A 26,832-nucleotide genomic window follows, 5' to 3' on the forward strand; every position below is an offset into this window, starting at 1 on the left:
GGCTGACAGGCAATAGGTTGCGCGGAAATCCAATCGGGCTTGCATTCAAAGCAGATTATCCGTTTGAATACCGAGGAAACACTGAGATGCCCGGTTGCGGGTGATGGTCGGGGAGAAAAACATGTTTGAAGTCAAGAAGCACAAGGTAAAGGCGGCATGGAAGAAGAATGCCCTGATCGACAACGATACTTACCTTAAATGGTACAATCAGAGCGTTAAGAACCCTGAGAAATTCTGGGCCAGGCATGGCAAGCGCATTGACTGGTTCAAACCGTACAAGAAGGTGAAAAACACCAATTTCTCCGGCAATGTGTCGATCAAATGGTTCGAGGACGGCGTTACCAACGTCGCCTACAACTGCATCGACCGCCATCTGAAAAAACGCGGCGACCAGACCGCCATCATCTGGGAAGGCGACAATCCCTTCGACGACAAGAAGATCACTTACAACGAACTCTATGACAAGGTTTGCCGTCTCTCCAATGTGATGAAGTCCCACGGCGTCAGGAAGGGCGACCGGGTCACCATCTACATGCCGATGATTCCGGAGGCTGCCTACGCCATGCTCGCCTGCGCCCGCATCGGCGCCGTCCACTCGATCGTCTTTGGCGGCTTCTCGCCGGATGCCCTTGCCCAGCGCATCATCGACTGCAAATCCAGCTACGTCATCACCGCGGATGAAGGCTTGCGCGGCGGCAGGACCATTCCGCTCAAGGCAAATACCGACGCAGCTTGCGAAATTGCCGCACAAAAGAAACGGCGGGTGAAAAATGTCCTGGTGGTGCGGCGTACCGGCGGTGAGATCAACTGGGATGACAAGCGGGACCGCTGGTACCATGAGGAAATGATCGCAGCCAAGCCGGACTGCAAGCCCGAACCCATGAAGGCAGAAGATCCGCTCTTCATCCTCTATACGTCCGGATCCACCGGCCAGCCCAAGGGCGTGCTGCACACCACGGGCGGCTATCTCGTATACGCCTCCATGACCCATGAATACGTTTTCGATTATCATGAAGGCGATGTGTACTGGTGTACGGCCGATGTCGGCTGGGTAACCGGCCACTCCTATATCGTCTACGGTCCGCTCGCCAACGGCGCGCAGACACTGATGTTTGAAGGCGTGCCGAACTACCCGACCATGAGCCGGTTCTGGGAAGTGGTGGACAAGCACCAGGTCAACATTTTCTACACCGCGCCAACGGCCCTTCGTGCCCTGATGGGCGCTGGTGACGAGTTTGTCAGCCGCACCTCACGCAAATCCCTGCGCGTGCTCGGGTCAGTCGGTGAGCCGATCAACCCTGAAGCCTGGGAATGGTATTACAACGTGGTTGGCGACAAGCGCTGCTCGATCGTCGATACCTGGTGGCAGACCGAGACCGGCGGTATTCTGATTACCCCGTTGCCCGGCGCAACCGACCTCAAGCCCGGATCGGCAACACGCCCCTTCTTCGGGGTCCAGCCGCAGATCGTCGACAATGACGGCAATGTTCTGGAAGGCGCGACGGAGGGCAATCTCTGCCTGATCGATTCCTGGCCTGGCCAGATGCGCACCGTCTATGGCGACCACAAGCGCTTCATCCAGACCTATTTTTCCACCTACAAGGGCAAGTATTTCACCGGTGACGGCTGCCGCCGCGACAAGGACGGCTATTACTGGATTACCGGGCGCGTCGACGATGTGATCAACGTTTCCGGCCACCGCATGGGTACCGCGGAAGTGGAAAGCGCGCTGGTTGCCCATGACAAGGTTTCAGAAGCCGCGGTTGTCGGCTACCCCCACGACATCAAGGGCCAGGGCATTTACTGCTATGTCACGCTGATGGCCGGTGAGACAGGCAGCGACGCCCTGCGCAAGGAACTGGTCAGCCATGTGCGTTCGGAAATCGGCCCGATTGCCTCTCCTGACAAGATCCAGTTCGCCCCCGGCCTGCCAAAAACCCGTTCCGGCAAAATCATGCGCCGCATCCTGCGCAAGATCGCCGAGGATGATTTCGACTCCCTGGGCGACACATCGACCCTCGCCGATCCCGCCGTGGTCGACGATCTCGTCGAGAACCGGCAGAACAAGAAGGGCTAACTGGCTCCGGCACATGCCAGTACAGAATAGAAAAAAGGGGAGCTTCGGCTCCCCTTTTGTTGTTCCGCTTTGACGGGTGTCAGGCTTAGAGCGTGTCCGGCTTAAATGGAACCGTTTGAGCGCCGGGAGTTTGGTCTTCGGCAAGGAACCAGGTTCAAACGATTGCAGAAAACCCGATACATTCATGATGTCAAGTGCCCGGCTGTGGTGTCTTTTGCGTTCTGGCTTCGTCGAAATCCTCGCAAGGTGGCAAGGCACCGCGCTGCGGTGTTCTGCTTGCCAGAAACGAAAAATCCATCCATGCAAACTGATTTAATTTAAACCTGACACGCTCTAGCTCTCGGCGATGGCACCCGCCGACAGGCGCATTTCGCGGGTCCGCTCCAGCGCCTCGATCAGCGCCTTGTCGCGGCCATAGACATCGGCGTAATAGCCGACATTGCCTTCATCGTCCGGCCAGGCGGTAAAGTAGGAAACATAGACCGGAAGCTTGTTCTTGACCGGGATCGACCGGTTTTGACCGCCTGCGATGTAATTGCCGACTTGCTCCTGGCTGGTCTGCAGCACCGCTGCGGCCATGGCGCGCGGATCGGCAAGGCGGATACAGCCATGGCTGTAGGCCCGCCTTGACCGCGAAAACAGTTTCTTGGCCGGCGTATCGTGCATGTAGATGGCATGCTCGTTGGGGAAGAGTATCTTCAATTCGCCCAGCGCATTGCCGCTTCCCGGGCGCTGCCGGATGTAGACGCTTTTATACCCCTCCGGCGAATACCAGTCGACGGAATGAGGATCGCGCGGCTTGCCGCCCGAAACCACCTCGTAATTGCGCGCAGACAGATATCCCGGATTGGCGCGTATCTTGCCCAGCATCTCGTTGACCAGGATCGAGCGCGGCACGTTCCAGTAGGGATTGACCTCCACCACTTCAATCGTATCGCTAAAGAAACTGGTCTGGTTGGAAGGCTTGCCCACCACCACATTCATGGCCAGTTGCACCTTGCCGCCGTTAACATAGGTCGCGCGGTACGCAGGCTGGTTGACGAGGACATGGCGGCTTCCCAGGTCGTCCGGCAGCCAGCGCAGGCGCTCCATGGCCAGTTCGATCTTGGCGATCTTTGCTTTCGGGCTTTCACCCTGCAGTTTTGCAATCGTGTTCCTGCCGACAATACCGTCGGCGCCAAGCCCGCTTTCCTTCTGGAATGCCTTGATCAGCTTGACCAGTTCTTCGCCGAACACCAGCGCACCGTCATAGGATGCAAGGACCGCCGCATGTTCCGTTTTGAATTCATCGCTTGCCTTGCGGCGGATCAGTTCAATGATCTTCGGAAGTTCTTCGTGTTCCTGGCCAGGCTTGATGAGCGTGCCCGGCTTGATCGGCTCGATGTCGTCTTCATCGACACTGGCGCGCAACTCGGCAAGCTCCGCCATCAGGCTGGCGAAACGTTCATTGGCCGGATGCAGGGATTCCAGCATGGCAGCCGGGTCGTCATTGTCTGCTATGGCGGACATCTGCGCCTTGTAGTCCCGTCCATAACCGGGAAAATCATGATAGCCGCTGATCTTGTTGGGATTGATGCGGCCAGCATCCGCGTCGGCTGCATAGCGTAACGCCGCAGCGCTCAGCGCCAGTTCAAAACGCGCTGCCGCACCTTCCGCATCCTCGCGGTTTGCCGCCACCTGAGGCAGGCTTACCTGATAATCCTGCGGTGTAAGACCGAACTCATCTGCCCGGGAGAAAATCGCGAGAAGATCGGATGCTTTCTCATTGGGCCGCAGGTCAGAACCAACCCACAGATAATCCGGCTGTTTGGAATAGTGTTCCTTGAGCGCGGCGGCGATCCCCCCTTCCAGGGTCATGGACCAGCCGGTCAGGGATGCCTCGGTCAGTTTCGGCGAAACGGGTTTGATGGCACCGGTCTTTGAAAGATCGACGCCTGCCGGCGTGGGTACCCCAAGGTCGTCTTCACCAAGCAGTGGTACTTTTCGCACCATCGGTGCCGGGGCAGGCGGTTCCGGCAACAGACCGGCCAGCGAGAACGAAGCCAGCTTCTCTGTCTTGTAGGTGTAGTATCGCGGACCGGTGATCTTCTTGATCGGTGCCGGTTCAGGATCGGCGGCAAACAGTTCCGGATTGGTGCGGCGCAGGCGCTTCATCCGGCGTTCCTGGGCACGCTTGGCGGCATCGGCAAACCACTGTTCCAGCAGTGTGCGGCGCTGGGCCTGCGCATCATCCAGCGGGAGCGCCGTTACCGCGATGCTTGCAGCAAGCGCCAGCATCAACATCCGCGCACCGCCGCGCGAAGCCTTTGACCGGGCTTTGCCGCTCGCATTTACAGCCGGTTTTTCAGTCATTGGCCGGCACCTCGTTTTCTCTGATTGACTTACGTTCACGGCAGGCTGCAACTGTTCGTCTCCGGGTTTATGGCACTCGGCTTGATGAACACCGTTATTCTGATTCCACATCGCTGGCGCAAAGTTTCGCAGATTGGCCTGCCGCTATCAAGACAACCGGCAGACAACGCGTGAAATCGCGGCCGTTATGTTGCAGTGAAACCGCAAAAAACGGCCAAATCGGGCCCATTACACTAAGCAGGGATTGAACGATCGCTGTCCTGCCATCTTGGGTTGATCCAGGGCTCCAGATTGGACTTCGGCAACGGATCGCGGCCCAGAATATGATCGGCAGCCTTTTCACCCACCATGATCGACGGTGCGTTGAGATTGCCATTGGTGATTTGCGGGAAGACCGAACTGTCGGCAAGCCGCAGGTTTTCAACGCCGATCACCCGGCATTCGCTGTCCACCACTGCCTGGCGATCGTCGGCGCGGCCCATGCGCGCGGTTCCGCAGGGATGGAAGGCACTTTCGGCATGTGAGCGGATAAACGCATCCAGCTGCGCATCGCTGCGGGCATCGTCCCCCGGCTGGATTTCGCGACCGCGATAGCGGTCAAAAGCCTGCTGGCTGAAGATTTCCCGCGCCAGCCGGATACAATAACGGAAATCGGCCCAGTCCTCCTCATGGCTCATATAGTTGAACAGGATGGACGGCTTGGCAAACGGATCATCGGAAGTCAGTTGAACCCGGCCGCGTGATTTCGAGCGCATCGGCCCCACATGAGCCTGAAAGCCATGGCTTCTGGCGGCCGCCTTTCCGTCGTAGCGGATCGCCACCGGAAGGAAGTGAAACTGGATGTCGGGATATTCAACCCCCGCTTTCGAGCGCACGAATGCGCAGCTCTCGAAGTGATTTGTCGCCCCGTCTCCCCGTTTGAAGAACAGCCACTCGGCACCGATCAGCGCCTTCGAAAACAGGTTCAGCTTGGAATAAAGCGTGATCGGCTCAAGGCATTCCTGCTGAACATATACTTCCAGATGATCCTGCAGATTTGCCCCGACACCCGGCCGGTCCGCTACCACTCCGATGCCCAGCGAACGCAGGTGTTTTGCCGGGCCGATGCCTGACAGCATCAGCAGTTTTGGCGAATTGATCGAGGAAGCAGCAAGGATCACCTCCTTGCGTGCGCGGATCACCTCCACATGATCGCCCCGCGAGATCTCGACGCCGGTGGCGCGCTTGCCCTCCATGACGACCCGGCGGGCAAAAGCCCGAACCAGTTGAAGATTCTCCCGCTTTAGCGCGGGCTTCAGATAGGCATTGGCCGTCGACCATCGGCGTCCCTTGTGAATGGTATGCTCAAAGGCTGCGAATCCTTCCTGCTTGATGCCGTTATAGTCGTCCGTAACCTCGAAACCGGCCTGACGGCCCGCCTCGACAAATGCGTGATAAAGCGGGTTGTTCTGATCGCCCTTCTTGACATGAAGGGGGCCGTCCTTGCCGCGTACCGCCGCATCGCCGTCTGCCGCGTTTTCCATCCTTTTGAAATAAGGGAGCACATCAGCATAGGCCCAGCCGGTGGCGCCCATCTCCTGCCAGGCATCATAGTCGCGTGCATGACCGCGCACATAGACCATGCCATTGATCGACGAGGAGCCGCCAATCACCTTGCCCCTCGGCGTCACCAGCCGCCGCCCGCCAAGATGGGGCTCCGGCTCGCTCTTGTAACCCCAGTCATAGCGGCTCATGTTCATGGGGAAGGAAAGCGCCGCCGGCATCTGAATGAACGGTCCGACATCGCTGCCGCCATACTCGATCACGATCACACGGTGCTTGCCGTCTTCGCTCAGGCGATAGGCCAGTGCCGCGCCGGCAGAACCAGAGCCGACGATGACATAATCGGCTTCAACATCACGAATATCTATCGAACCACCCGACATCGCATCTTTCCTAGTAGGGATATTCCATCGGGCTCATTGCCACATGGACACTTTTGATCTGGCTGTAGGCGTCGAGCGCCCATTTGCCGTTCTCCATTCCCAGTCCCGAGCGCTTGTGGCCGCCAAACGGCATTTCCACCGGTGTGACGTTGAACGTGTTGATCCAGCAGCTTCCCGCCTTCAGCCGGCTCATCATGCGATGCCCGCAGGAAAGGTCATTGGTGTAGACACCGGCAGCAAGGCCGAAGACCGTATCATTGGCCCGGGCAACCACTTCATCCTCGTCGCTGAAGGTAAACAGCGACAGGAGCGGGCCGAAAATCTCCTCCCGGGCAATCGGCTGATGGTCGTCCTTGGGCGCATAAATTGCCGGGCCAATCCAGTTGCCACCCTCAAAACCCTGAATTTTCGGAAAGCCGCCATCATAAAGGCATTCACCCTGTGAAGGGGCGGCCTCGTAATATGCCGCCACTTTCTTGAAATGCTCCCCGGAGACAAGCGGCCCCATCTGGGTGTCCGTGTCGAAAGGATCGCCAATCACCATGGCTTCCGTACGGGCCACCAGCTTCTCGGCGAACTGATCACGGATTTTTTCATGCACGAAAACCCGCGTACCGTTGGAGCAGACCTGACCGGTCGAATAAAAATTGGCCAGCATGGCGCCACCGACGGCGGAATCAATGTCCGCATCGTCGAATACGATCAACGGCGACTTGCCGCCAAGCTCCAGCGTGACTTTCTTGATGGCGGGCGCAGCACCTGCCAGAACCTTCGCGCCGGTCCCGGTCTCGCCGGTCAGGGAAATCTTGGCAACATCGGGATGGCCGACCAGCCTGGCGCCTACCTTGCCATCGCCCTGCAGCACGTTGAACACCCCATCGGGCAGGCCTGCCTCCTTGTAGGCTTCGGCAAGTCTGAGGGCTGAAAGCGGCGTTAGTTCAGCCGGCTTCAGGATCATTGCATTGCCGCAGGCAAGCGCCGGTGCGGATTTCCAGCCCGCCATCTGCATGGGATAATTCCACGCGGCAATGCCGACACACACACCCAGGGGTTCGCGCACCGTATAGCCCCAATCCCCTTCCATGCCGGAAAAAGCCACATGTTCGCCGTTCATCGTGGCGGCATGGGCTGCAAAATACTCGATGGCATCGGCAGCAGATACGACATCCACAACCGTGGTCTCCTGCACCGCCTTCCCTGTGTCGAGCGTTTCCAGATGGGCAATTTCATCGTTTCTGGACCGAAGAATCTGTGCGGTACGGAAAAGCACGCGGGCACGCTCGGCAGGCGGCGTCTTGCGCCAGATTTCAAAGCCTGCTTTCGCCGCCGCAACCGCCTCCTCAATCTCGGCATCGGTTGCCCACCGGATGTCGCAAAGCGGTTCACCGGTTGCGGGGTAGATGTCCGGTACGGCTTCTCCCTTGCCTTCGACAAAACCGCCGTTGATAAAATGGCTGCGCTGCGGCAGCAGATGATCGAATGCGCCCATCAATGGACTCCCTTAACCGCTGTTTTCCATTGGCCGGAACCTGACGGTCCGCTCTTGCCGATTTGCATCGCCAGTCCCGTTTGGATACCGGCCCGCGCCAGCCCTGCATCCACATGCCGGCGGCACAATTCTATCGCCCTGTTCGCATCGGGCTCGCGGGCACCAAGCGCCTGACGGATGTAAAGACCATCAATCAACGCCCCCAGCCCTTCCGCGAGTTCCCGGCTTTTCTCAACGTCACATTCAGGCAGCACCTGCTTGAACGAATCGACCAGATTGCTTTCCAGCCGCCGGAAATAGATCGCAAGCAAGCGGGCGGCCGGCGGTGAGGAATAGGCCTTGAGGTAGAAAACCAGCCAGGCGGCAATGGTCTTGCGGTCAAACTGGCCGGCAGCAAAACTGGCCTTGATGATCCCGTCAATGCGCTTGGCCGGATCTTTCGCCTGCCGCAATTCTGCAACCACGGACCCGGACAGTTCACGAAGCAGGTAACGCATCGTTTCGACGATGATCTCGTCCTTGCCGCCGAAATAGTGGAACGCCAGCGCAGAGGACATGCCGGCCTGCTTGGCAATGATCTTGACCGGGACATCCAGCGATCCGTGCTCACCGATGACATCGATGGCGGCATGAATGAGCGCTCTTCTTCGCTCCGGCTCGGCGCCGATACGCGGCATGGACAGTCCTTTCGACATCATCTCCACCTGGAGACGCACCCCTGTTCATGGCCCGTTGCAAACAACGGCTCTCCGGGGGTGAGGCTACCGGTAGCAAATTTTTAATTGACTAATCAATCAAAATAAACTGAACTAGGGGCTGGGTAAAGCCGCAAATTGACTTTCGTGGAGCATCGTTGGAATGTTCTGCCACTTTGGCAGCCCCGTAATACATCCATCAGGGAGAGAATAATGATATCAGCAAAAGCCAAGCCGCTATTCGCCATGATCGCCGCCATCGGCATCACGGCAAGCCTTTCGACAAGCCCGGCAATGGCAGCAAGCCATGAAGCAGAGTCCTGTTCAACCGTTCGGTTTTCAGATGTCGGCTGGACCGACATTACGGCCACAACGGCAGTAACGACGTTTCTGTTGAAGGCGCTGGGTTATGAAACCGACATCAAGGTGCTGTCGGTTCCGGTGACCTATCAATCGCTTGCCAATGGCGACATCGATGTATTTCTCGGCAACTGGATGCCGACGATGGAAGCCGATATCCGGCCCTTCCTGGATGCCGGTACGGTTGAGTCGACGGGCGTCAACCTTGAAGGCGCCAAATATACCCTGGCCACCAACGCCAAGGGCGCGGAAATGGGGATCAAGTCGTTTGGCGACATCGCTTCCCAGAAAGATTCCCTCGGCGGCAAGATCTACGGCATCGAACCGGGCAATGACGGCAACCGCCTCATCCTGGACATGATCGAGAAAGACGCCTTCGGACTCAATGGGTTCGAAGTAGTCGAATCTTCAGAAGCCGGTATGCTGGCGCAGGTCGCCCGCGCCGAAAAGGCCGGCGAACCGGTTGTCTTCCTTGGCTGGGAACCGCACCCGATGAACGCCAATTTCTCGCTTACCTATCTTGAGGGCGGAGATGATTTCTTCGGCCCCAATCTGGGCGGCGCCACGGTCTATACCAATACCCGCGCCGGATATGCATCCGAGTGCCCGAATGCCGGCAAGCTGGTGACCAACATGAAGTTCACCCTGGCCATGGAAAACGAGATCATGGGCGCCATTCTGGACGATGGCGAGGAGCCGGAAGCTGCAGCCAAGGCATGGCTGAAGGCCAATCCGGATGTGATCGGGCCATGGCTTGAAGGTGTTACCGCCAAGGACGGCGGCGATGCTGCTGCTGCGGTCAACAGCGCCCTGGGCATGTAACCGGCATGCATTTGCCTTAACCAGGGGCCGTCGAAAGATGGCCCCTTTCGCCACCGGTATTTGATCGGGGCAATCTGCGGGGAGGGACAGCCATCATGGAGTGGCTGACGGACAACAAGCTGCCGATCGGCCGCTGGGCGAAGGACGGCACTGACTGGCTGATCGACAATGGCGGCTTTTTCTTCGACTGGCTTTCACGCCAGTTGAAAGGCGGCATTGACGGCTTGTTGTGGCTGCTGGAACTGCCGCATCCGCTGCTGTTCATTGTAATTGCCGCAGCGCTCGCCTGGTGGATAAAGCGCAGCCTGTTTCTTCCTGTTTTCACCCTGGCTGCGCTCCTGCTCATTCTAAATCAGGGTTATTGGGAGGAAATGCTCCAGACACTGGCTCTGGTCGTTGCCTCTGCTGCCGTCTGCATGGCCGCAGGCGTGCCGGTGGGCATCCTGGCAGCACACAATCCGAGGTTTTCCGCCTTTCTGCGTCCGCTGCTCGATCTGATGCAGACGATTCCGACCTTTGTTTATCTCATTCCGGCGCTGATCCTGTTTGGCCTGGGCATGGTTCCCGGCCTGATTGCCACCGTTATTTTTGCAATCCCCGCACCCATTCGCCTGACCGAGCTTGGCGTACGCTCCACCCCCCGCGCCCTCATCGAGGCAGGACAGGCCTTCGGCGCCACGCCGCGCCAACTGCTCTGGAAGGTGGAATTGCCCTATGCCCTGCCGCAAATCATGGCAGGGCTGACCCAGACCATCATGCTGTCGCTTTCCATGGTGGTGATCGCTGCCCTTGTCGGTGCTCCCGGCCTTGGCGTGCCGGTGGTCCGAGCCCTCAACACGGTCAACATTGCAAGAGGCTTTGAGGCCGGCATCGTCATCGTGCTGGTGGCCATCCTGCTCGACCGCTTCCTGCGCCATGAACGGCAGGGGGACTGAAGTCATGACCGATCCGGTGGTAAAATTCGAAAACGTCTCCATTGTCTTCGGCGACAAGCCAAAAAGCGCCCTGCCATTGATCGACAGTGGCATGGACCGCGCCGAAATCCAGACAGAATGCGGCCAGATCCTGGGCGTGGCCGATTGCTCGCTTGAAATTCACGAAGGTGAGGTTCTCGTTCTCATGGGGCTGTCGGGCTCCGGCAAATCGACGCTTCTTCGCGCGGTCAATGCACTCAACCCGGTCGTACGCGGCAAGGTCAGCGTGCGCTGTCCCGATGACGGAAAGTGGCGCGATCCCCATGCCTGCTCGAAAGGCGAACTGCGCGAGTTGCGCCTCGACTGGGTTTCCATGGTGTTTCAGCAATTCGGCCTGCTTCCCTGGCGAACCGTGGAGGAAAATGTCGGCTTCGGCCTAGAACTGGCCGGCCGCGACAAGGCGGAAACCAGACAGAAAGTGGCCGAGCAACTGGAGTTGGTCGGCCTGGCCGACTGGTCGGAAAAACGGGTGCAGGAACTCTCGGGTGGCATGCAGCAGCGTGTCGGCCTGGCACGCGCCTTTGCCACCGAAGCTCCCATCCTGCTGATGGACGAACCTTATTCCGCGCTCGACCCGCTGATCCGGGCCCGGCTGCAGGACGAGCTGATCGATCTTCAGCAGCGGCTGAAGCGCACCATTATTTTTGTCAGCCACGACCTTGATGAAGCCATCAAGATCGGCAGCCGCATTGCCATCATGGAAGGCGGACGGATCATTCAGGTCGGTACCGCACAGGAAATCCTGACCAATCCTGCAAATGAATATGTTGCCGATTTCGTTGCCCATATGAATCCGCTTGCCGTGCTGCGCGCCGGGGAAGCCATGCGGAAGATTTCAGGCCGCAAGCGCGGTCACGCCAAGGCAAGCGCCGTTGCACCTGACACCAGCCTGTCCGACATCATGCGCCTGCAACTCGAAACCGGCCTGCCGGTCTATGTGGAGAAAAAGGGCAGAATTACCGGCATAATCGAGGGTGACGATGTGCACCGGGCCCTGCTTAACCGGCTGGCATGACTGCCAGGACTGCTTGCGCGGATCTGCCCACCTTCACGGTTTCGCCTGCCGATGACAGCTTTTGTCAGAATCCCTATCCCGTCTATCGTCAGATGCGGGATTTGGGTCCTGCCTTTTTCTGGCGCGATTACGGCCATGTGACGTTTGCAGGATATGAGGAGGTCAATGCGCTTCTGCGCGACCGCCGCTTCGGGCGCGAGATCACCCACATCATGGCGCGGGAGGAAGCAGGTCTTCCGCCAATCCCCGAACATCTCGAGCCCTTCTATGCCTTTGAGGCAAATTCCATGCTGGAACGCGAACCACCGGCACACACCAGGCTGCGGACATTGGTGACAAGGGCATTCGTTTCACGAAATATTGCCCGCCTGACGCCGCAGATTGAAACGCTTGCAAACGAACTGATCGAAGCGTTTCCAGCCGGCGAATTCGATCTGCTGCCCAGTTTCTGCGAAAAGATACCGGTGTTTGTGATAGCCGATCTTCTTGGTGTTCCAAGAGACATGGCAGACCAGCTTCTTGAGTGGTCCCATGCCATGGTGGCCATGTATCAGTTCAACCGGGACCGCGCTGCCGAAGACCGGGCAGTCGAAGCCATGAACGCATTTTCAGCCTATGTGCAGAAGGTGGCTGGGGAGCGGCGCAAAAAACCCCGCAATGATCTCATTACCGCCCTGGTGGAGGCCCGCGACAGCGGAAACCGGCTGAGCGAGCAGGAACTCGTCACCACGGTCATCCTGCTTCTCAATGCAGGCCACGAAGCAACCGTGCACGCGCTGGGCAATGCCATCAAGGCACTGCTTGAAACGAACATGGGTTCTGATTCCAGATTTGGTGATCCCGAACACCTGCCAGATCAGGTGGAGGAACTGCTCCGGTTCGACCCGCCGCTACACCTGTTTAACCGCTTTGTTCTGGAAGACTGTACCTTTGCTGGCGTTCGCCTGCAGCAAGGCCAGAGCGTCGGACTATTGCTCGGTTCGGCAAATCGCGATCCCCGCCGCTATCCTTCCCCCGACCGGTTGGATTTTGTCCGTGGCGGAAAGGGTCATGTGGCCTTCGGCGCGGGAATCCACTTTTGCCTCGGCGCACCCCTTGCCCGCCTTGAAATATCGGCCGCACTGCCATTGCTCTTCAACCGGCTACCCGATCTGCATATTATCGAAAACCCCGTCTATGCAGACCGGTACCACTTTCACGGTTTGAAAAAGCTGATGGTGGCCGGCTGACCGGCCACCCTGTGCTCAGGCACCCACGACCCGCAGCCGGTCCATCGGTACGGTTGTCTCCGGTCCAATCTCCAATTCCGGATACGGGGCCGCATCAAACAGCATCCGCCTTTCCGTGTAGGAAGAATGGAAGATCGGGAACCGGTCAACCACCGTATCGCGCTGCCTTGGCATGTTGGCCGCCAGAAGGCTGATCGGCTTCAACAGGGTCGGATACGGCCTTGGATCGCAGAGCTTTTCGAAGCCGAAATAGCGCATGTAGAATGCCTGATGCTCCCGCCTTACGGTGGCCAGCATGTATTCAGCCTCGAAATATTCAGCTGCCATGAAGGCCGCGCGAATGGTGACATAAGGCAGCACGGGGTGCTGCTCTGACATCGATCGCTCCACGACCAGACGCGTCGGGTCGACCACCGACATGCCGGCTTCGATCATCGGGCGCACAATGTCCGGAAAGACATCATAAGCAGGCCCTTTCGGATTGTCCGGAGAGATCACATGGAACCGGATGGAACTTACCAGTTCCTCGTCCAGGTAAATCCCGAACAACCAGCAATTGTTCATCTGGTCGTAGTCGTCGGTGAATCGTTTGCCGGAATTGGAAGAAATCGTCCCTTCACGGCGGTAGGAAGAGTACCGCAGACGATAGAGCGCTTCGCGCTCACTCTCATCGACCGCTACTCTGTAGTCCACATTTTGCAGATAGCCGGTAAGCCTCTGCGAAAAAGGCTGATCATCACGCATTACACCCACACCCATACTTGCCCCAACAGGTTCAATTTGAACCGTTCTCATGATTAACCAATTGTTAATCGGTGTAAAGGCGCGGCGGGCTGATTCGAGGGATTCAAAGCATTTGAATAAAAACAAGGTTAACAGGGAAAGGTTTTGTTAACCATAATAAAAGCGGCAGATCATCTTGATGGACTTGTAATCAACTGCCCCTGCAACGGAAAAAAACCTTGTATTTGCTGAGGAAAGCTTGTTTGCCGCAGGCGGCAAACCCGGGCATTGAGGCGGGAAGAGCCTTGCGGGCAGATATACAGCCAGCGGGACTGGAAAGCAGAAGAGAGGTTTTCAGGTCGAAGCGCTGCGGTAAACTAACCGGCCACCCGCTCCTGGTCTTCCGCAGTGCGGGCGGGATTTTGATCGCGCAGCAGTTCGCGGACAGCTTCAGCAGGCATTGCCTTGCCGAACAGATATCCCTGCGCCTGGTTGACGTGCACCTTGCCGCGCAGAATGGCCAGTTGATCTTCTTCCTCGATGCCTTCGATTACAACCTGCAGGCCGAGATCGGCAGCCATGTGGGTCACGCCGGAAAGAAGGATGAGAGAACGTTCGTCTTCACGGATGCTTTCAAGGAAGGATCGGTCGATCTTGACCTTGTCGAGTGGCAACTGGTGAAGATAGCTGAGGCTGGAGAAGCCGGTGCCGAAATCATCCAGTGAAATGCGGATGCCACCCTGAGCCAGCGTGCGCAGGGTCGCAGAAGTTTCCTTCAGATCGTCCAGCACGGCAGATTCGGTGACTTCCACTTCCAGCCGGCTGGTGGCCAGCCCGCTCTTGCGCAATGCGGTGGAAATCACGCTGCAAACATCGCTTTGCTGGAACTGCAGGGAGGACACATTGACCGCCACCTTGATGTCGTTCGGCCAGGTGGCGCATTCTGCTGTTGCCGTTTCCAGCACAAAGCGGCCGATCTTGGAAATCAGGCCGATTTCCTCTGCCATCGGAATAAAGTCGGATGGCGGAACAAAGCCGAGCTTGGGATGGTTCCAGCGAACCAATGCCTCAAAACAGGTGATCTGCCGCGTCTCCAGATCGATCAGCGGTTGATAGTGAACCGACAGGTCACCCTTCTGCACGGCACGGCGCAAATCGACTTCAAGCTCGCGCCGCCGGCGTATCTTTTCACCGAGGGAGTCAGAGTAAAAATAGTGCATCCCCCGGCCCTTCGACTTCGCTTCATAAAGCGAGACATCGGACATTTTCAGTAGCTGGTCGAAGTCGATTCCATTGTCCGGGCAAATCGAGATGCCCACACTTGAACCAACGATCATCAGGTGACCGTCAATCAGCACCGGCTTTGAAACTTCGGCAATCAGGCGCTCTGCGAAGCGTTCGCAATCTTCCTTCTCCGTAACGCCCGGCAGCACAATGACGAACTCGTCGCCGCCAAAGCGGCAGATGCTGCCGCCTTCCGGCAGGCACGACTTCATTCTCAGGGAGACCGCGCACAGCAGCTTGTCGCCAATCGGGTGGCCGAGGGAATCGTTGATGGCCTTGAAATTGTCGAGGTCGGCAAAAAACAGCGAGAATGCTGCAAGGTCGCCTTCCTTTTCGATCCGCGCCTTGACCAGAGAGGTGAAATGGCGGCGGTTCGGCAGATGGGTCAGCGGGTCGTAATTGGCAAGCTGGCGGATTTCCACTTCCGATTTGACACGATCGGAAACATCTTCCAGCACGATCACACCGGCGCCTTCGCTCATCGGGTTGAAGGTTACTTCAACCGTAACTCCGTTGGGCTGGGAATGAGTGAACTGGGTACGCTTGCCGCCGACCAGGCATTGGCGGATGCGCTCTGAGATGATCGTATCATGGATCAGCGGGGTGCCGCTGCTCTGCATGGTCTGAACCGTCAGTTCGGTCAGGCTGGAGCCGACAAGATTGAAGTCCTTCGGCAGGCCGAACAGTTTGGCAAACCGCTCGTTGACGACCAGAAAAATCCCGTCACTGTCAATCATCGCCATCCCGTGGGAGGCATTTTCCAGCGCCACCTGAAACCGGTCAGCGATCGTTTTGTTGTCGAGCGCCTGAAACGTCGCTTCCAGCAGCGTCGCTCTCAGATGCATCGAGATCGACTGAATTGCGAGAAGAAACGGCAGCAGAAGGCACCCCAGCAGGATGTGGTAGAGGCTGCCAAACAGGAACAGGCCGAGAATGAGCGGTATCGTGACGCCCATGGTCTGCAGGTTCACGACCTTGGGGCTGGCAAAATTGCGGCCGGAAATCCCGGCAACGTTGGCCAGGGTCGCCGAAATGAGGATGAGGTGAACCACGGCATCGTTCGTGACAGCCAGGCTGACAAAACAGATAACGCCCAGCATGGCAACATAGGCGCCTGAAAGGATGCGGTAGCGGAACTCCGCCTGCTTTAGAGCCGCATGATTGAGAACCGTGCCGTACTTGCGATTGAAGAGAACGATGTGAAGCGCGCGCATTGCCGCCAGCAGCACCAAGGCGCAAAAACAGAAGAAAAGGGCCGTCTCACCCGATTTGTACCAGGCAAGAAATGCGGCAAACATCGTTGCCGACTTGCCCGCAAACAGGGTGCGGCTGTCGCCATGCAGCGATCGCACGACCGTGTCGTACACTTCCAGTGGAAGCGACTTCAGACGTGGATCGTCATTATACTTCCCGGTTAACAACATTCGCCCATCCAGACCTCCCACGGCTGTAGGATCGATCAAACTACCTTCGTAGATGAATTTGGTGATCAAATGGTAAATTTGCCGCCGGAGGAAACGGGCCGGAACAACAAGCTGGCCAAGGTATGAAACGCCTTGCCCGCGCAAAACAACAGTGGAGACTTGGGCAATTCAGGTTTTGTTGCATTCAGGAGGTCTGAGAGCATCACTAAATCAGCGCCCTGAATTCATGCGGCGTTCTTCTGGAAACGCGAAGGGTCAAGGCGTGCCATGACCTATACGGATAATCCGCCAACGCCCTTCAGAATCAGCCCGATTGCGGCCGTTCCCGACACTCCCAGCATGACCGCTGACAGCCTTGAGGCATTATCGGTTCTGAAATACCGCGCCAGCCAGATTCCTGCCAAAACACCGGGAAAGATGATCGCTGACAGGATTGCATGCGCCGCCACCAGCCGGCCCGCCATGCCAAGACCGGTAAGGCCCGTAACGCAACCGACAAAGAACAGCGCATTGAGCGTCGGGCGTATCTTTGCCGGCCGCTGCCCCTGATAGAGGATTGCCATCGGTGGTGCGCCGACGGAGGTGATCGTGCCCATCAGGCCGGATACCGTGGACAGCGCCCAGTGATTGGTGAGGGTAAATGCCACCTGCCTGCCCAGCGCGGTAAGAACCACGGCAATAAGGATCAGGACGCCGAACAGGACATAAAACGAATGTTCGTCGCTGAAGACCAGCAAGAGAAGAAAGGCGGCAAAGGACCCGATTACTCTGCCGACCAGCCCGGCAACAATCTCTTCGCCCGCAATATTGCTGCGTTCGCGCCAGGCGCCCCAGAAGGCGACAACCAGGCCGGTGATGAGGATCGGTGCCGGCGACAAAAGCGGATCGATCAGCGCAAGCAAGGGGGCAGCGACCATCCCGAACCCCATGCCCGCTGAAGCCTGAAGCACGGATGCGAACACAACGACCGCAAGCGCAAGACCCAGAAGCAGCAAGGAGGGAAGCTGTTCAATCATCACATTACCATTTCAGAAAGCCGGACAGGATGGGAGCCTGAATTGCTGCCGCCTGACAGGTGAGCCGGGTGAAATGTTGCTCCAATGGTGTTTTTGGTTGGTCTGGGCGGGAAAATCATGCACTATTGCCCTGATCGGTACCGCAAGTGAAGGGCGTTTCATGCAGGACCTTTCAGGGATTTCGCTGTTTCATTCCCTGTCCCCGGAGCAATCCACCCGTTTCGCAAGCAGTTGCACCTGGCGCGATTACGGCGAGCACGAACTTGTCATTGACATAGAAGACACCAGCACCGATGTCCGCTTTATCGTTACCGGGGCCGTACGGGTTATCATACGCATTGCTGTCGGCAAGGAGGTTATCCTTGGCGAGATGTCGGAAGGCTCGTTTTTCGGGGAAATCTCCGCGATCGACAACTCGCCCCGTTCGGCAAATGTGACCACCCTGACCAGGTCACGCATCTGCACCATGCCCGCATCGGTTTTCAGAACCATTTTGTCGGAGTCGCCGGAAGTTGCCATGGAAATCATGCAGCTTTTCGCCGCACGCATCCGGTCTTTGAACATGCGGCTGGCAGAGCATTCGTTTCTGCAGGCAAAGCACCGCCTTTATTCGGAACTGCTGCGGCTGTCGCGCGTCCGCTCCGCCAATCCCGACCACCGCATCGTTTCGCCGCCGCCCACCCAGCGTGAACTGGCAGAGCGCATCGGCACAAGGCGGGAGGTGGTTTCGCGCGAATTGAACCAGCTCGAACGCGACGGCCACATCGAGAAGGCTCGCGGCGGCATCATCATTTCGAATGTCGCCGAATTACAGCATCGCATTTCCGAAGGCTGGGAAGGTAGCTAGCTGTGGAGTCTCATAAGGTTGTTCACGCCGAGCCCTGATCGGCTGATTGGCGTATTTCTATTTATGCCGGCATGGGGGCGGTGCCAATTGTAGTGGTGCAGCCATTACGGCAGTTCGGCCTTTCGCCGTTCTGAGTTTGGATAAGCGCTTGCATAGGCCTACTCGCGCAAGGATGATTGGATGAAGCGTTCTGCCTTACCATTGGTCTTTGGCGAGTACGGCTTGGTGTAGATATGGCGAATACCGAGTGCCTTGCAGGTTTGGTTGAAAGCTTTTGAGCGATAGCATGAGCCGCGATCGGTCATCACCTGCTGGGTGGTGATGCCGTGTCGCTTGTACCAGGCGACGGCGGCTTTCAGGAAGGCAATGGCACAGTCCTTCCTTTCGCTGTCGAGCACCTGGCTGAAGGCCAGCCTTGAATGATCATCAATGGCCACATGGACAAACTCCCAGCCGATGCCGCGTGCGTTGGACTGGCCGTGCCGGTCGCCGGTGATGCGGTGGCCGGTGCACGAGAAGCGGCCGAGCTTCTTGATGTCCATGTGGATCAGTTCGCCGGGCTGCTCGCGTTCATAGCGGATCACCGGTTCGGTCGGCTCCAGATCGCGCCACCGGTTCAGGCCGTGGCGCACAAGGATGCGAGCAACCGTTGCACGCGACAGGCCGGTCTCGGCGGCAATCCGGTCATAAATGCGCTTGTCGCGGCGTAGCGCCACGACCCGTGTCTCGACGCTGGCCGGCGTGCGGGACGGGCTGGAAAACGGGCGTGAGGAACGGTCGTCAAGACCAGCACGGCCATGCAGGCGGTAACGCTGCCGCCATTTGTAGACTGTGCGTATGCTCACCCCCATCGCGCAGGACACCTCGCGAGGATGTTCTCCGCGCTCAAGGCGCTCGATCAATATCTCTCGACCTTTCGGCGTCAAACGGGCATTCTTGTGGATGTTCATTCGGTCCCTCTCCTGATCACTGATGGTTTGCAACTTCAGCTTTTCAGAATGGGTTCGAGTGAACAACCTGGTGAGAACTCACAGCTAGAGCGTGTCCTGGTTGGATGGGTTCGTTTGAACGCCGGTTACCGGGTCTTCGGCAAGGCGCAAAAAGCGCAGCAGTGCAGGTACTCTCAGCGTTTTGCAACGCAGCCCAAAGACCCGGGAACCAGGTTCAGGCGATTACAGAAAACAAAAGGCATTCAACATGATATTGCATCACCTGTGGTGTCTTTTGCGCTGGCATCGTCGAAACCCTCGCAGGATGGATGGCCCCGCCACAAGGGGTTTTCAACGATGCCAGGGGCAAAATCCGCCGCGTTCTGCAAGAATAGGGTGAAAATGGGCTCACTTCGAGCTAGTTCGCATTCGCCGTGGGCCGCTTTTTGGGTATGGGGACCGCTCCCATGCCATCGACTGGTTTTCTCTCTTGAGAGGCCGGAGCTTCTTCGAGCACACTGCCCCTGGTGTCAGAGACGCCCAGTCTGGCAGATGGAGCGGCAAGGTCCGCCGGCTCTGCGGATGCAACACCAACACCCAGCAGCCGCCAGTGCTTTGAAACAGGCTCGAAAATCATCTCAAATCGGATATGGCGGGGAAGCGTGGGGAAGTATCCGGCAAGCTGCAGCTGATTGCTCGCCTTGATGATCACATTTCTCTGAAAAATGGCGGGAACAGCCAGAACAGGCCGCAGGTCCAACTGTTGGGCGCGTATCGGCTCAAAGATCGATGCGAGTTTTGAGGAGTCGTTTACAATCGAAAAATTCGGGGACGCAAGATCACGCAATACGGTGTAATTTCCGGTCCAGTTTGCCTGGTTGACTGCAATCAATATGTCCCGGACCAGTATTTCTGCCACTGCTGGATCAATGGAACCGGGTTGAACGTCCTGACCTTTTGCAGATGCCCCAAAAACCGGCATAAGCATCACCGCAAGACATAGCCGGAAGAAAAAAACTCGAGCGAAAAGCAGGCCATTTGGAGGTTTATCAAACCTGTTTTGACAATATCCCGGCCTCACCAGCTCACCGTTACTCCGATTCTTCCCCCAAGGTCGCGATTGTCGAAGCCCATCGCCAAGCCGCCATTTACCTGAATGATATCGTTCACCCGTGCGGCAAGCGACAAGGCGCCGGCTTGTTTTCCCTGGAAAAAGCCGGTCGAGAAATTCAGGGAGTACTGCTTGGTTTCCGGCACCCAGGGTGTTTGCAAAGCCATTGCCATTGCAATGCCTGCACGGTTTGTATCGACATCGGAACGAATTGACTGAAGCTCCTGCGAAATGCCGCTGACCTGATTATACAGGTTACGATCAACAGCAAGGTTTCCGGCTTCGTCGGATGTAACAACCCCCACAGCAGCCCCTTGGGAAGCGAGGCTTGCCGATGATGCTATCCCCGGCGCCGAATAGGTGTTTTGCGCATTGCCGATCAGTACCTGATTGGCACGCACCGTGGTCACGCCGCGGCCGATTGCAATTGTATTGTTCTGTGCTGCAGACGCGCTTTCACCAAGCGCAGTGGAATCGGTACCCCCGGCAGCTGAATTTTCACCGAGCGCCGTCGAATTGGCGCCGGTGGCCATCGCAAACATGCCGAATGCGGCGGCGTTTGCGCCGGATGCAACTGCACCGCCGCCAACTGCTGTCGAACCGGAAGCGATCGCCCCCTGGCCAATGGCCACCGCCATCACGTTCGTTGCACGGGCATTTCCACCAATTGCGATTGCCCCGGTCATCGTGGCTTGGGCGCCGGAACCCACCGCAACCGCGGACTCTGCGGTTGCAGATGCACCGGCACCAAGCGCCGTTGCTCCCGGACCATCAGCCGTTGCGCCCGTTCCAACCGCCAGGTCATTGACCCCAACCGCATTTGAATTACCACCGATCGCGATTGAGCTTGACGTGCCCGCCATTGCAGTCTGACCCGAGGTTCCTCCGATAATGGAGATGCCGTTTTCAAACCGTACCGAGCTTCCCGCACCATCAAGCAACAGGTTCTGATCGATGTCGACATCCCCCCGGAACAACGCCTTGCCGGAAACATCCAGGCCAGGACCCGCTGCCCCTTGGCTGAGGTCGGCGTTCAACACTCGAACCGTGCCGACGAAATCCTGATCGCAGAACGGTACATCTTGCGCCTTTTCGTCGAGATCAATCGATTGCTTGACAATGTCCAATGCGGCGATTGCGCCGGTGGTGGCAGGAATATCCAGACTGGCTTCAAGAGCGGGAGCTGGTGCAAAACCGGGAAGCAGCTGGGCGCCCGGAAAAAGAGGAACGCTGGGAATCGTGATGGTTCCACCGGCAATCGAAATTGACGGGAAACTGATGGATGAGATGCCGATCGGGGAAGCAGGCGACAAGGTCGCGCCGAGATCTACCGCAGGTGTTCCTGTCAAGGCGAGAACCTGGGCGGAAATTGCTACAGCCTCAGACACCCCGGTTGGATCAATGGCCGTGATTTGCTCCGCAGATAATCCGATGACATCGAGGGCCAACGCTCCGGCATCTGCCGTCCGGCCGGCCCGGGCCCTGTCGATGATGGCATCGTTCAACTGCTGTGCACACACGGTGCTGCCAAGGCTGGCATTGTTGTATTGGGTCGTGCTCGGCTTAACGGAGGCTGGCGCGGTTCCTGCCTGGGCCGCGGAAGAAAGGAACGCGCCCAAGATAGCGAAAGAGGCGGCAACCGGCCTCACCGTTCCGCAGATCATCCGGTTTAAAAAATTGAAAATCCGGTTGGCGGATTCATGAAAATCCAAATACTGGCGGGCCAAGCTTCTGACCCTGTGGCGAAGTGCGGCCTGTCCTGGCACCGATTCATCCCCCTGGTGACCATATGGACTCCCTGATGCCAACCCGCCTTATCCCGTTGACAGAAGGAGTCTCGTTTTTGGTCTTGGAGGGGCTGCAGCAGATAAGGGCTGCAAATCAAACGCAATTACCAAAACAACTGCCCCGATACCCGGAACAAGCCCTATCTGATTTGGCGCGAATTTGGCAAGCAGGCCCGTGGTTATCCACTGGCGGCTTCAAGCCAATGGCAATGCGCCATCCGGCCGGATTTGATGGTTTCTTTAAAATATGAAGAGAAAAACTGGAGCGGGCGATGGGATTCGAACCCACGACCCCAACCTTGGCAAGGTTGTGCTCTACCCCTGAGCTACACCCGCTCAACACGCCGCATGCACATGTGCTTGCGACCGCGCCTCTATGGCCGAATCCGGTGTTGATTGCAACCACTTTGTTGGCGCTGAATGGACACTAACAAGAATTTTCACCCGCTATGGTAAAGCATCCCTGTTGGTGGCTCGGCCGCCTCCAGCGGCAGGCTGGTCCATGGTTGACATGTTTTTTGATCCCGCCCAAACAGGGCACCGCAATTCAAACCTTGCAGACAGCAAATCCGGGAAATTGATGAGTTCAGATACGAAAGTAGCAGCCACAGACAGCAACCGGCAGCCGGCAACACCGGAGGAACTGCTCTGCCTTCTCGATGAACTGGGTATCGAACACGAAACCCATCATCACGAACCGGTTTTCACCGTGGAAGAGTCCGAGCATGTCACCGCAACGATCCCCGGCGGTCATACCAAGAACCTGTTCGTAAAGGACAAAAAGGGCAATTTCTTCCTGATTGTTGCCGGCAATCATGCCAGGATCCCGCTTAACCGGATCCATGGGCTGATCGGCGCTCAAGGCCGTGTTTCCTTCTGCAATGGGGAAAAGCTGATGGAACTGCTTGGTGTTGCGCCCGGTTCGGTAAACGCATTTGCCCCCATGAACGATCATGAAAACCGGGTAAAGGTCATCATCGACGAACCGCTGCTGGAAAACGATCAGATCAACTGCCACCCATTGATCAACGACAAGACAACCACCATCTCCCGGGAAGACTTGCTGCGCTTTCTTGAACATGTCGGCCACCCGCCTCAGGTGATCCGGCTGTCGGAAACGCAGGGCGATTGAGCAAAAAGACGGGATACCCGCCATGAGCACAGACAAATACGGATTCGGCAATCAGTTTTCAGCCGGTGTGAACTACGAAAAGAAACCGGCACAGGATGAAGCGGACCACAGCACCGCGGATGCAGGTGGTGCATTGTCAGGCTTGGGAACACGGCAACCGGCCCCGTCTTCTGTAACCCTTGACTTGGGAACACCGGCTGAGCCGGCGCCGGTGAAGGACATTTCCACCGCCGAGTTCATGACCGAAGTCATCGAGGGCTCGAAGACGTCACCCGTGCTGGTCGACTTCTGGGCGCCCTGGTGCGGTCCTTGCAAGCAATTGGGTCCGGCACTGGAAGCTGCCGTCGCAAAGGCCGGCGGCAAGGTGCGGCTTGTCAAAATGAACATTGACGAGCATCCTGAAGTGGCAGGCCAGATGGGCATACAGTCCATTCCCGCCGTGGTCGCCTTTGTCAGCGGCCAGCCCAAGGATGCATTCATGGGCGTGCGAACCGAACAGGAAATTGCCAAATTCATCGAAAAGCTGGCAGGCCCTTCCGGGCCTTCCAAGCTGGAGGAAGCGCTGGAAACTGCTTCAGGCCTCGCCGAACAGGGACAAACCGAAGAAGCTGCCGGCATTTACGGCGCCATATTGCAACAGCAGCCCGACAATGCCGACGCTCTTGCCGGCTATGGCAACCTGCTGGTGAAGGACGGAAAAATCGACGAGGCAAAATCTGTCCTGCAAATGGCAGGTAGTGTTTCAGGGCATCAGGGCCTGGAAGCCCTGGGCGCAGCCATTGAACTGGCCGAACAGGCTGATTCAATCGGTGATTTTGGCGAACTTGAAGCAAGACTTGCGGCAGACCCCGGCGATCATCAGGCACGCTTTGACCTGGCCATTGCGCTCAACGGTGCAGGAAAGCGCGAAGAGGCCGCCGGTCACCTGCTGGAAATCATCTCCCGGGACAGGGAATGGCAGGACGATGGTGCCCGCTCGCAACTCCTGAAGTTCTTTGAATCATGGGGGCCCGCCGATCCGGCAACCCTGGCTGCGCGGCGCAAGCTCTCCTCGCTCCTGTTCTCCTGATTTGCCGGATCAACTCAGATTTTGGCTGGGTCGGAAAAACTGACTGTGCATAAAGATTCACCGGACAAAATCATTGTCCGTTTCTGATGTCCGTTTCTGACAGAACGCAAAAGTAGTCTGAATTAAGTCGATCACCTTGCTGGCATCTGCCCTTGAGTTCAGGTGAAATTGCCCCATCTTTCTGACTGGAAACCGCTCTATTGCAGACGGGTTGTGGTTTCCCGTGAGTAACTGCTGTAACCGGAAGCAACATCATGAAAGCTGGTAATGCAGAATATCTGGCAGTTCTGGATTTTCCGGACGTCATTCCGGTATTTCCACTTGCAGGTGCACTGCTGTTGCCGGGAGGCAACCTGCCGCTGAACATCTTCGAACCGCGATATCTGGCGATGACCGAACATGCACTGGCCACCGACCGGCTCATTGGCATGATTCAACCCGATCCCGCATCCAATCCCGGGGATGCCCGCCCTGCGCTCTGCAAGATGGGTTGCATCGGGCGGCTGACAGCGTTTCAGGAAAGCGGTGATGGACGCTATGCGATCAATCTTACCGGCATCTGCCGCTTCAGTATCGAGAAGGAAGAACCGCCCCTCAACGGCTTTCGGCAGGTGAGGTTCACCATATCGGAAAGCGACCTCGACTTTGGCGGCGGCGATGAAACGGTGAAACTGGACGATCGCGAGGGATTGATCGATACGCTGCGCAAATACCTTGCGGCAAACGGCATGGACGCGAACTGGGAAGCCGTCGAGCAAACCGACGACGAAATGCTCGTCACCGCACTTTGCATGATGTCGCCCTATGGCCCTGCCGAAAAGCAGGCGCTTCTGGAAGCAGACGATCTCAACACCCGCGCCGAAACGCTGATCGCGATCACGGAAATTGCCATGGCAAGGGATGGTGGAAGCACGGCCATCCAATAGCCGGCACGCACTGCCTACCAAACCGCTTTCAAATCTCCCGGCAGGCGGGTAATCTGTAACAATGCCCGATACACCAAAGCCCGACCCTTATCTTCTGACCACGCTGGTCTGTCCGGTATCGGGCGGGATTTTGTCCCTGTCGCGAAAGGGCCATGAACTCGTTTCGCCGGGCGCACGGATTGCCTATCCCATTCGCGATGGAATCCCCATCATGGTACCTGGCGAAGCAAGGGCGCTCACTGAGGCCGAAATCGCAGGGTTGGCAAACAAGAAACAGCGCAAAAAGTAAATCAGATCGGCTCGCCGCGCAGCAGCCTTGGATTGCCCGGCTGGTTGCCTGCGGCCTGGGCAATAAAGACTTTCTTCAGGCCCGGCATCCGGTCCACCATTCCCAGCCCGACATCGCGCATGATGCGCAATACCGGGTTGTCGTTGGAGAACAGCCGGTTCAGCACATCGGTTGTCACGCCCATCCGCACCGTGTCGAACCGCCGCCACATCTGATAGCGCTCCAGCACCGACAACAGCCCGATATCAAGGCCTAACCGGTCTGCTTCCACAATCGTCTCTGCCAGCGCAGCGGCATCCTTGAAGCCAAGATTAAGCCCCTGCCCGGAAATTGGATGCACCCCATGGGCTGCATCCCCGACCAGCACGAAACGGTTTTTTACCGTCTCCCGGGCAAGCGTCAGGCCGAGCGGAAAGGCCTTCTTCGGCCCGTCCAGCGAAATTTCCCCCAGCTTGTGGCCAAAACGGCGTTCCAGTTCCAGTTCGAAGGCAAAATCATCGAGCGCCATCAACCGCTCGGTATCGCGGCTGTTTTCAGTCCACACCAGCGAGGAGCGCTTTCCCTTGAGCGGCAGAATGGCAAATGGACCGGCAGGCAGAAAATGTTCTTCCGCCCTGCCGTGATGATCGCGTTCGTGGGCAACGGTGGTAACGATGCCAAACTGGTCGTACGGCCAGTGCACGATCTTGATTCCTGCCATTTCTCTGAGTTTCGAACGCACGCCATCTGCAGCAACGAGAAGCCTGCTTTGCACCACCTCGCCACTGGTCAGCATCACCCCCATCGAAGCCTCGCCTTCGCTGAAGGAGGAAACACCGGTTGAATAGCGCAGTTCGACGCCAAGCTCGGCAGCACGCCTGCGCAGCGCACGCACCATGGTGCGGTTGGGAACCATATGGGCAAACGGCTCGTCCAGTGCAGCCGGTTTCCGCCCGCCCGCATCATCCCCATTGGCAGCCTTGCCGAAAGTCAGAAAGACCGGCCTTGCCACGTCGGTAAGTTTTGAATCCGTGACGATCATCTCGTGGATGGGCTGGGCATCGGCCTCGATTTCCCGCCACACGTCCAGCGTCTTAAGCATCCGGCATGCGGCCGCGGCGATTGCTGATGCCCGCTCATCGCGTTCCAGCGCACTTTCATCGGCAAATTCGGCCACCAATATCCGCATTCGGGGTGACTGCTCGGCAATCGCCACCGCCACACTGAGACCAACATACCCCCCACCGGCAACGACAATGTCATAGGGCTGACCGGCGGTCTTTTCCCTTTCGGATTTTGCCGCGCGGGCGGTGCTTTTGGAGTTCTTGCTATTCATGGCCGTCATGCTACGACAAGCGCCCGTTCAAGTCGATCATGG

22 protein-coding genes, 1 tRNA gene and 1 pseudogene are annotated in these 26,832 nt (G+C 57.7%); 12 read left to right on the forward strand and 12 right to left on the reverse strand.

Annotation, left to right across the window (positions count from 1 at the left end):
* Positions 1-121: 121 nt before the first annotated feature.
* Positions 122-2,077 carry an acetate--CoA ligase gene (gene acs, locus BVL55_RS15375; protein WP_075998219.1) on the forward strand — a complete coding sequence of 652 codons (1,956 nt, stop codon included), beginning with the start codon at positions 122-124 and terminating at the stop codon, positions 2,075-2,077.
* A gap of 333 nt (positions 2,078-2,410) precedes the next feature.
* Here the strand turns inward: acs and BVL55_RS15380 are convergent, their stop codons facing one another.
* The 4 genes from BVL55_RS15380 to betI form a co-directional block, all read right to left on the reverse strand.
* Positions 2,411-4,429, reverse strand: coding sequence for a L,D-transpeptidase family protein (locus BVL55_RS15380; protein WP_162841526.1), 2,019 nt, complete (start codon positions 4,427-4,429; stop codon positions 2,411-2,413).
* 233 nt (positions 4,430-4,662) lie between these two features.
* A complete protein-coding gene (betA, locus tag BVL55_RS15385; RefSeq protein ID WP_075997637.1) occupies positions 4,663-6,354 on the reverse strand; it encodes a choline dehydrogenase in 1,692 nt (563 codons plus the stop codon).
* Positions 6,355-6,364: 10 nt separating this feature from the next.
* Positions 6,365-7,843, reverse strand: coding sequence for a betaine-aldehyde dehydrogenase (gene betB / locus BVL55_RS15390; RefSeq protein WP_075997638.1), 1,479 nt, complete (start codon positions 7,841-7,843; stop codon positions 6,365-6,367).
* Complete coding sequence (gene betI / locus BVL55_RS15395) at positions 7,843-8,520, reverse strand: choline-binding transcriptional repressor BetI (RefSeq protein WP_083649687.1); 678 nt, start codon at positions 8,518-8,520, stop codon at positions 7,843-7,845. The genes betB and betI overlap by 1 nt, the downstream gene beginning before the upstream one ends.
* 264 nt (positions 8,521-8,784) lie before the next feature.
* Here betI and BVL55_RS15400 point away from each other — a divergent pair, with 264 nt between their 5' ends.
* The 4 genes from BVL55_RS15400 to BVL55_RS15415 all read left to right on the forward strand — a co-directional run bounded on the left by BVL55_RS15400 (position 8,785) and on the right by BVL55_RS15415 (position 12,938).
* Positions 8,785-9,720 (forward strand): choline ABC transporter substrate-binding protein, encoded by a 936-nt coding sequence (locus BVL55_RS15400; RefSeq protein WP_075998221.1) that lies wholly within the window; start codon positions 8,785-8,787, stop codon positions 9,718-9,720.
* A gap of 95 nt (positions 9,721-9,815) precedes the next feature.
* The gene (gene choW, locus BVL55_RS15405; RefSeq protein ID WP_075997640.1) at positions 9,816-10,655 is read left to right on the forward strand and encodes a choline ABC transporter permease subunit; all 840 of its coding nucleotides are present in this window, start codon (positions 9,816-9,818) and stop codon (positions 10,653-10,655) included.
* 4 nt (positions 10,656-10,659) lie between these two features.
* The gene (choV, locus tag BVL55_RS15410) at positions 10,660-11,709 is read left to right on the forward strand and encodes a choline ABC transporter ATP-binding protein (protein WP_075997641.1); all 1,050 of its coding nucleotides are present in this window, start codon (positions 10,660-10,662) and stop codon (positions 11,707-11,709) included.
* Positions 11,706-12,938 (forward strand): cytochrome P450, encoded by a 1,233-nt coding sequence (locus tag BVL55_RS15415; protein ID WP_075997642.1) that lies wholly within the window; start codon positions 11,706-11,708, stop codon positions 12,936-12,938. Before choV ends, BVL55_RS15415 begins: the two co-directional genes overlap by 4 nt.
* 15 nt (positions 12,939-12,953) lie before the next feature.
* Here the strand turns inward: BVL55_RS15415 and BVL55_RS15420 are convergent, their stop codons facing one another.
* The 3 genes from BVL55_RS15420 to BVL55_RS15430 form a co-directional block, all read right to left on the reverse strand.
* Positions 12,954-13,682 (reverse strand): N-acyl amino acid synthase FeeM domain-containing protein, encoded by a 729-nt coding sequence (locus tag BVL55_RS15420; RefSeq protein WP_075998222.1) that lies wholly within the window; start codon positions 13,680-13,682, stop codon positions 12,954-12,956.
* A 356-nt stretch (positions 13,683-14,038) separates the two neighbouring features.
* A complete protein-coding gene (locus tag BVL55_RS15425; RefSeq protein WP_156892573.1) occupies positions 14,039-16,369 on the reverse strand; it encodes a putative bifunctional diguanylate cyclase/phosphodiesterase in 2,331 nt (776 codons plus the stop codon).
* A 272-nt stretch (positions 16,370-16,641) separates the two neighbouring features.
* Positions 16,642-17,385: a sulfite exporter TauE/SafE family protein gene (locus BVL55_RS15430; RefSeq protein WP_075997644.1), complete on the reverse strand. Its 744-nt coding sequence runs from the start codon at positions 17,383-17,385 to the stop codon at positions 16,642-16,644.
* A 160-nt stretch (positions 17,386-17,545) separates the two neighbouring features.
* Here BVL55_RS15430 and BVL55_RS15435 point away from each other — a divergent pair, with 160 nt between their 5' ends.
* Complete coding sequence (locus BVL55_RS15435) at positions 17,546-18,232, forward strand: Crp/Fnr family transcriptional regulator (RefSeq protein WP_075997645.1); 687 nt, start codon at positions 17,546-17,548, stop codon at positions 18,230-18,232.
* On the opposite strand, the pseudogene BVL55_RS15440 reads toward BVL55_RS15435, so the two are convergent.
* The 3 genes and pseudogenes from BVL55_RS15440 to BVL55_RS15450 all read right to left on the reverse strand — a co-directional run bounded on the left by BVL55_RS15440 (position 18,229) and on the right by BVL55_RS15450 (position 21,621).
* Positions 18,229-19,182, reverse strand: a pseudogene (locus tag BVL55_RS15440) (IS481 family transposase). The gene BVL55_RS15435 and the pseudogene BVL55_RS15440 overlap by 4 nt on opposite strands.
* Before the next feature lie 397 nt (positions 19,183-19,579).
* Entirely contained in the window at positions 19,580-20,242 is a 663-nt protein-coding gene (locus BVL55_RS15445) for a hypothetical protein (protein ID WP_156892574.1), read from the reverse strand.
* Positions 20,239-21,621 (reverse strand): YadA-like family protein, encoded by a 1,383-nt coding sequence (locus BVL55_RS15450; RefSeq protein WP_162841527.1) that lies wholly within the window; start codon positions 21,619-21,621, stop codon positions 20,239-20,241. The genes BVL55_RS15445 and BVL55_RS15450 overlap by 4 nt, the downstream gene beginning before the upstream one ends.
* 139 nt (positions 21,622-21,760) lie before the next feature.
* Here BVL55_RS15450 and BVL55_RS16760 point away from each other — a divergent pair, with 139 nt between their 5' ends.
* Both BVL55_RS16760 and BVL55_RS16665 read left to right on the forward strand, forming a co-directional pair.
* The gene (locus tag BVL55_RS16760; RefSeq protein ID WP_162841528.1) at positions 21,761-21,976 is read left to right on the forward strand and encodes a hypothetical protein; all 216 of its coding nucleotides are present in this window, start codon (positions 21,761-21,763) and stop codon (positions 21,974-21,976) included.
* 85 nt (positions 21,977-22,061) lie between these two features.
* A complete protein-coding gene (locus BVL55_RS16665) occupies positions 22,062-22,310 on the forward strand; it encodes a hypothetical protein (protein WP_156892575.1) in 249 nt (82 codons plus the stop codon).
* A gap of 10 nt (positions 22,311-22,320) precedes the next feature.
* On the opposite strand, the gene BVL55_RS15455 is transcribed toward BVL55_RS16665, so the two are convergent.
* Positions 22,321-22,395 (reverse strand) — tRNA-Gly (locus tag BVL55_RS15455).
* 244 nt (positions 22,396-22,639) lie between these two features.
* Between BVL55_RS15455 and BVL55_RS15460 the strand changes: the two genes are divergently transcribed.
* The 4 genes from BVL55_RS15460 (at position 22,640) to BVL55_RS15475 (ending at position 25,475) form a co-directional block, all read left to right on the forward strand.
* Complete coding sequence (locus tag BVL55_RS15460) at positions 22,640-23,191, forward strand: prolyl-tRNA synthetase associated domain-containing protein (RefSeq protein WP_075998223.1); 552 nt, start codon at positions 22,640-22,642, stop codon at positions 23,189-23,191.
* Positions 23,192-23,213: 22 nt separating this feature from the next.
* A complete protein-coding gene (trxA, locus tag BVL55_RS15465; protein WP_083649578.1) occupies positions 23,214-24,260 on the forward strand; it encodes a thioredoxin in 1,047 nt (348 codons plus the stop codon).
* 254 nt (positions 24,261-24,514) lie between these two features.
* A complete protein-coding gene (locus tag BVL55_RS15470; RefSeq protein WP_075997648.1) occupies positions 24,515-25,186 on the forward strand; it encodes an LON peptidase substrate-binding domain-containing protein in 672 nt (223 codons plus the stop codon).
* A gap of 61 nt (positions 25,187-25,247) precedes the next feature.
* Complete coding sequence (locus tag BVL55_RS15475; RefSeq protein WP_075997649.1) at positions 25,248-25,475, forward strand: Trm112 family protein; 228 nt, start codon at positions 25,248-25,250, stop codon at positions 25,473-25,475.
* 1 nt (position 25,476) lies between these two features.
* Here BVL55_RS15475 and BVL55_RS15480 read toward each other — a convergent pair whose 3' ends face one another.
* The gene (locus BVL55_RS15480) at positions 25,477-26,790 is read right to left on the reverse strand and encodes a ubiquinone biosynthesis hydroxylase (RefSeq protein WP_075998225.1); all 1,314 of its coding nucleotides are present in this window, start codon (positions 26,788-26,790) and stop codon (positions 25,477-25,479) included.
* Positions 26,791-26,832 lie beyond the last annotated feature (42 nt).

Origin of the sequence: Salaquimonas pukyongi (genome assembly GCF_001953055.1) — a bacterium.
GTDB lineage: Bacteria > Pseudomonadota > Alphaproteobacteria > Rhizobiales > Rhizobiaceae > Salaquimonas > Salaquimonas pukyongi.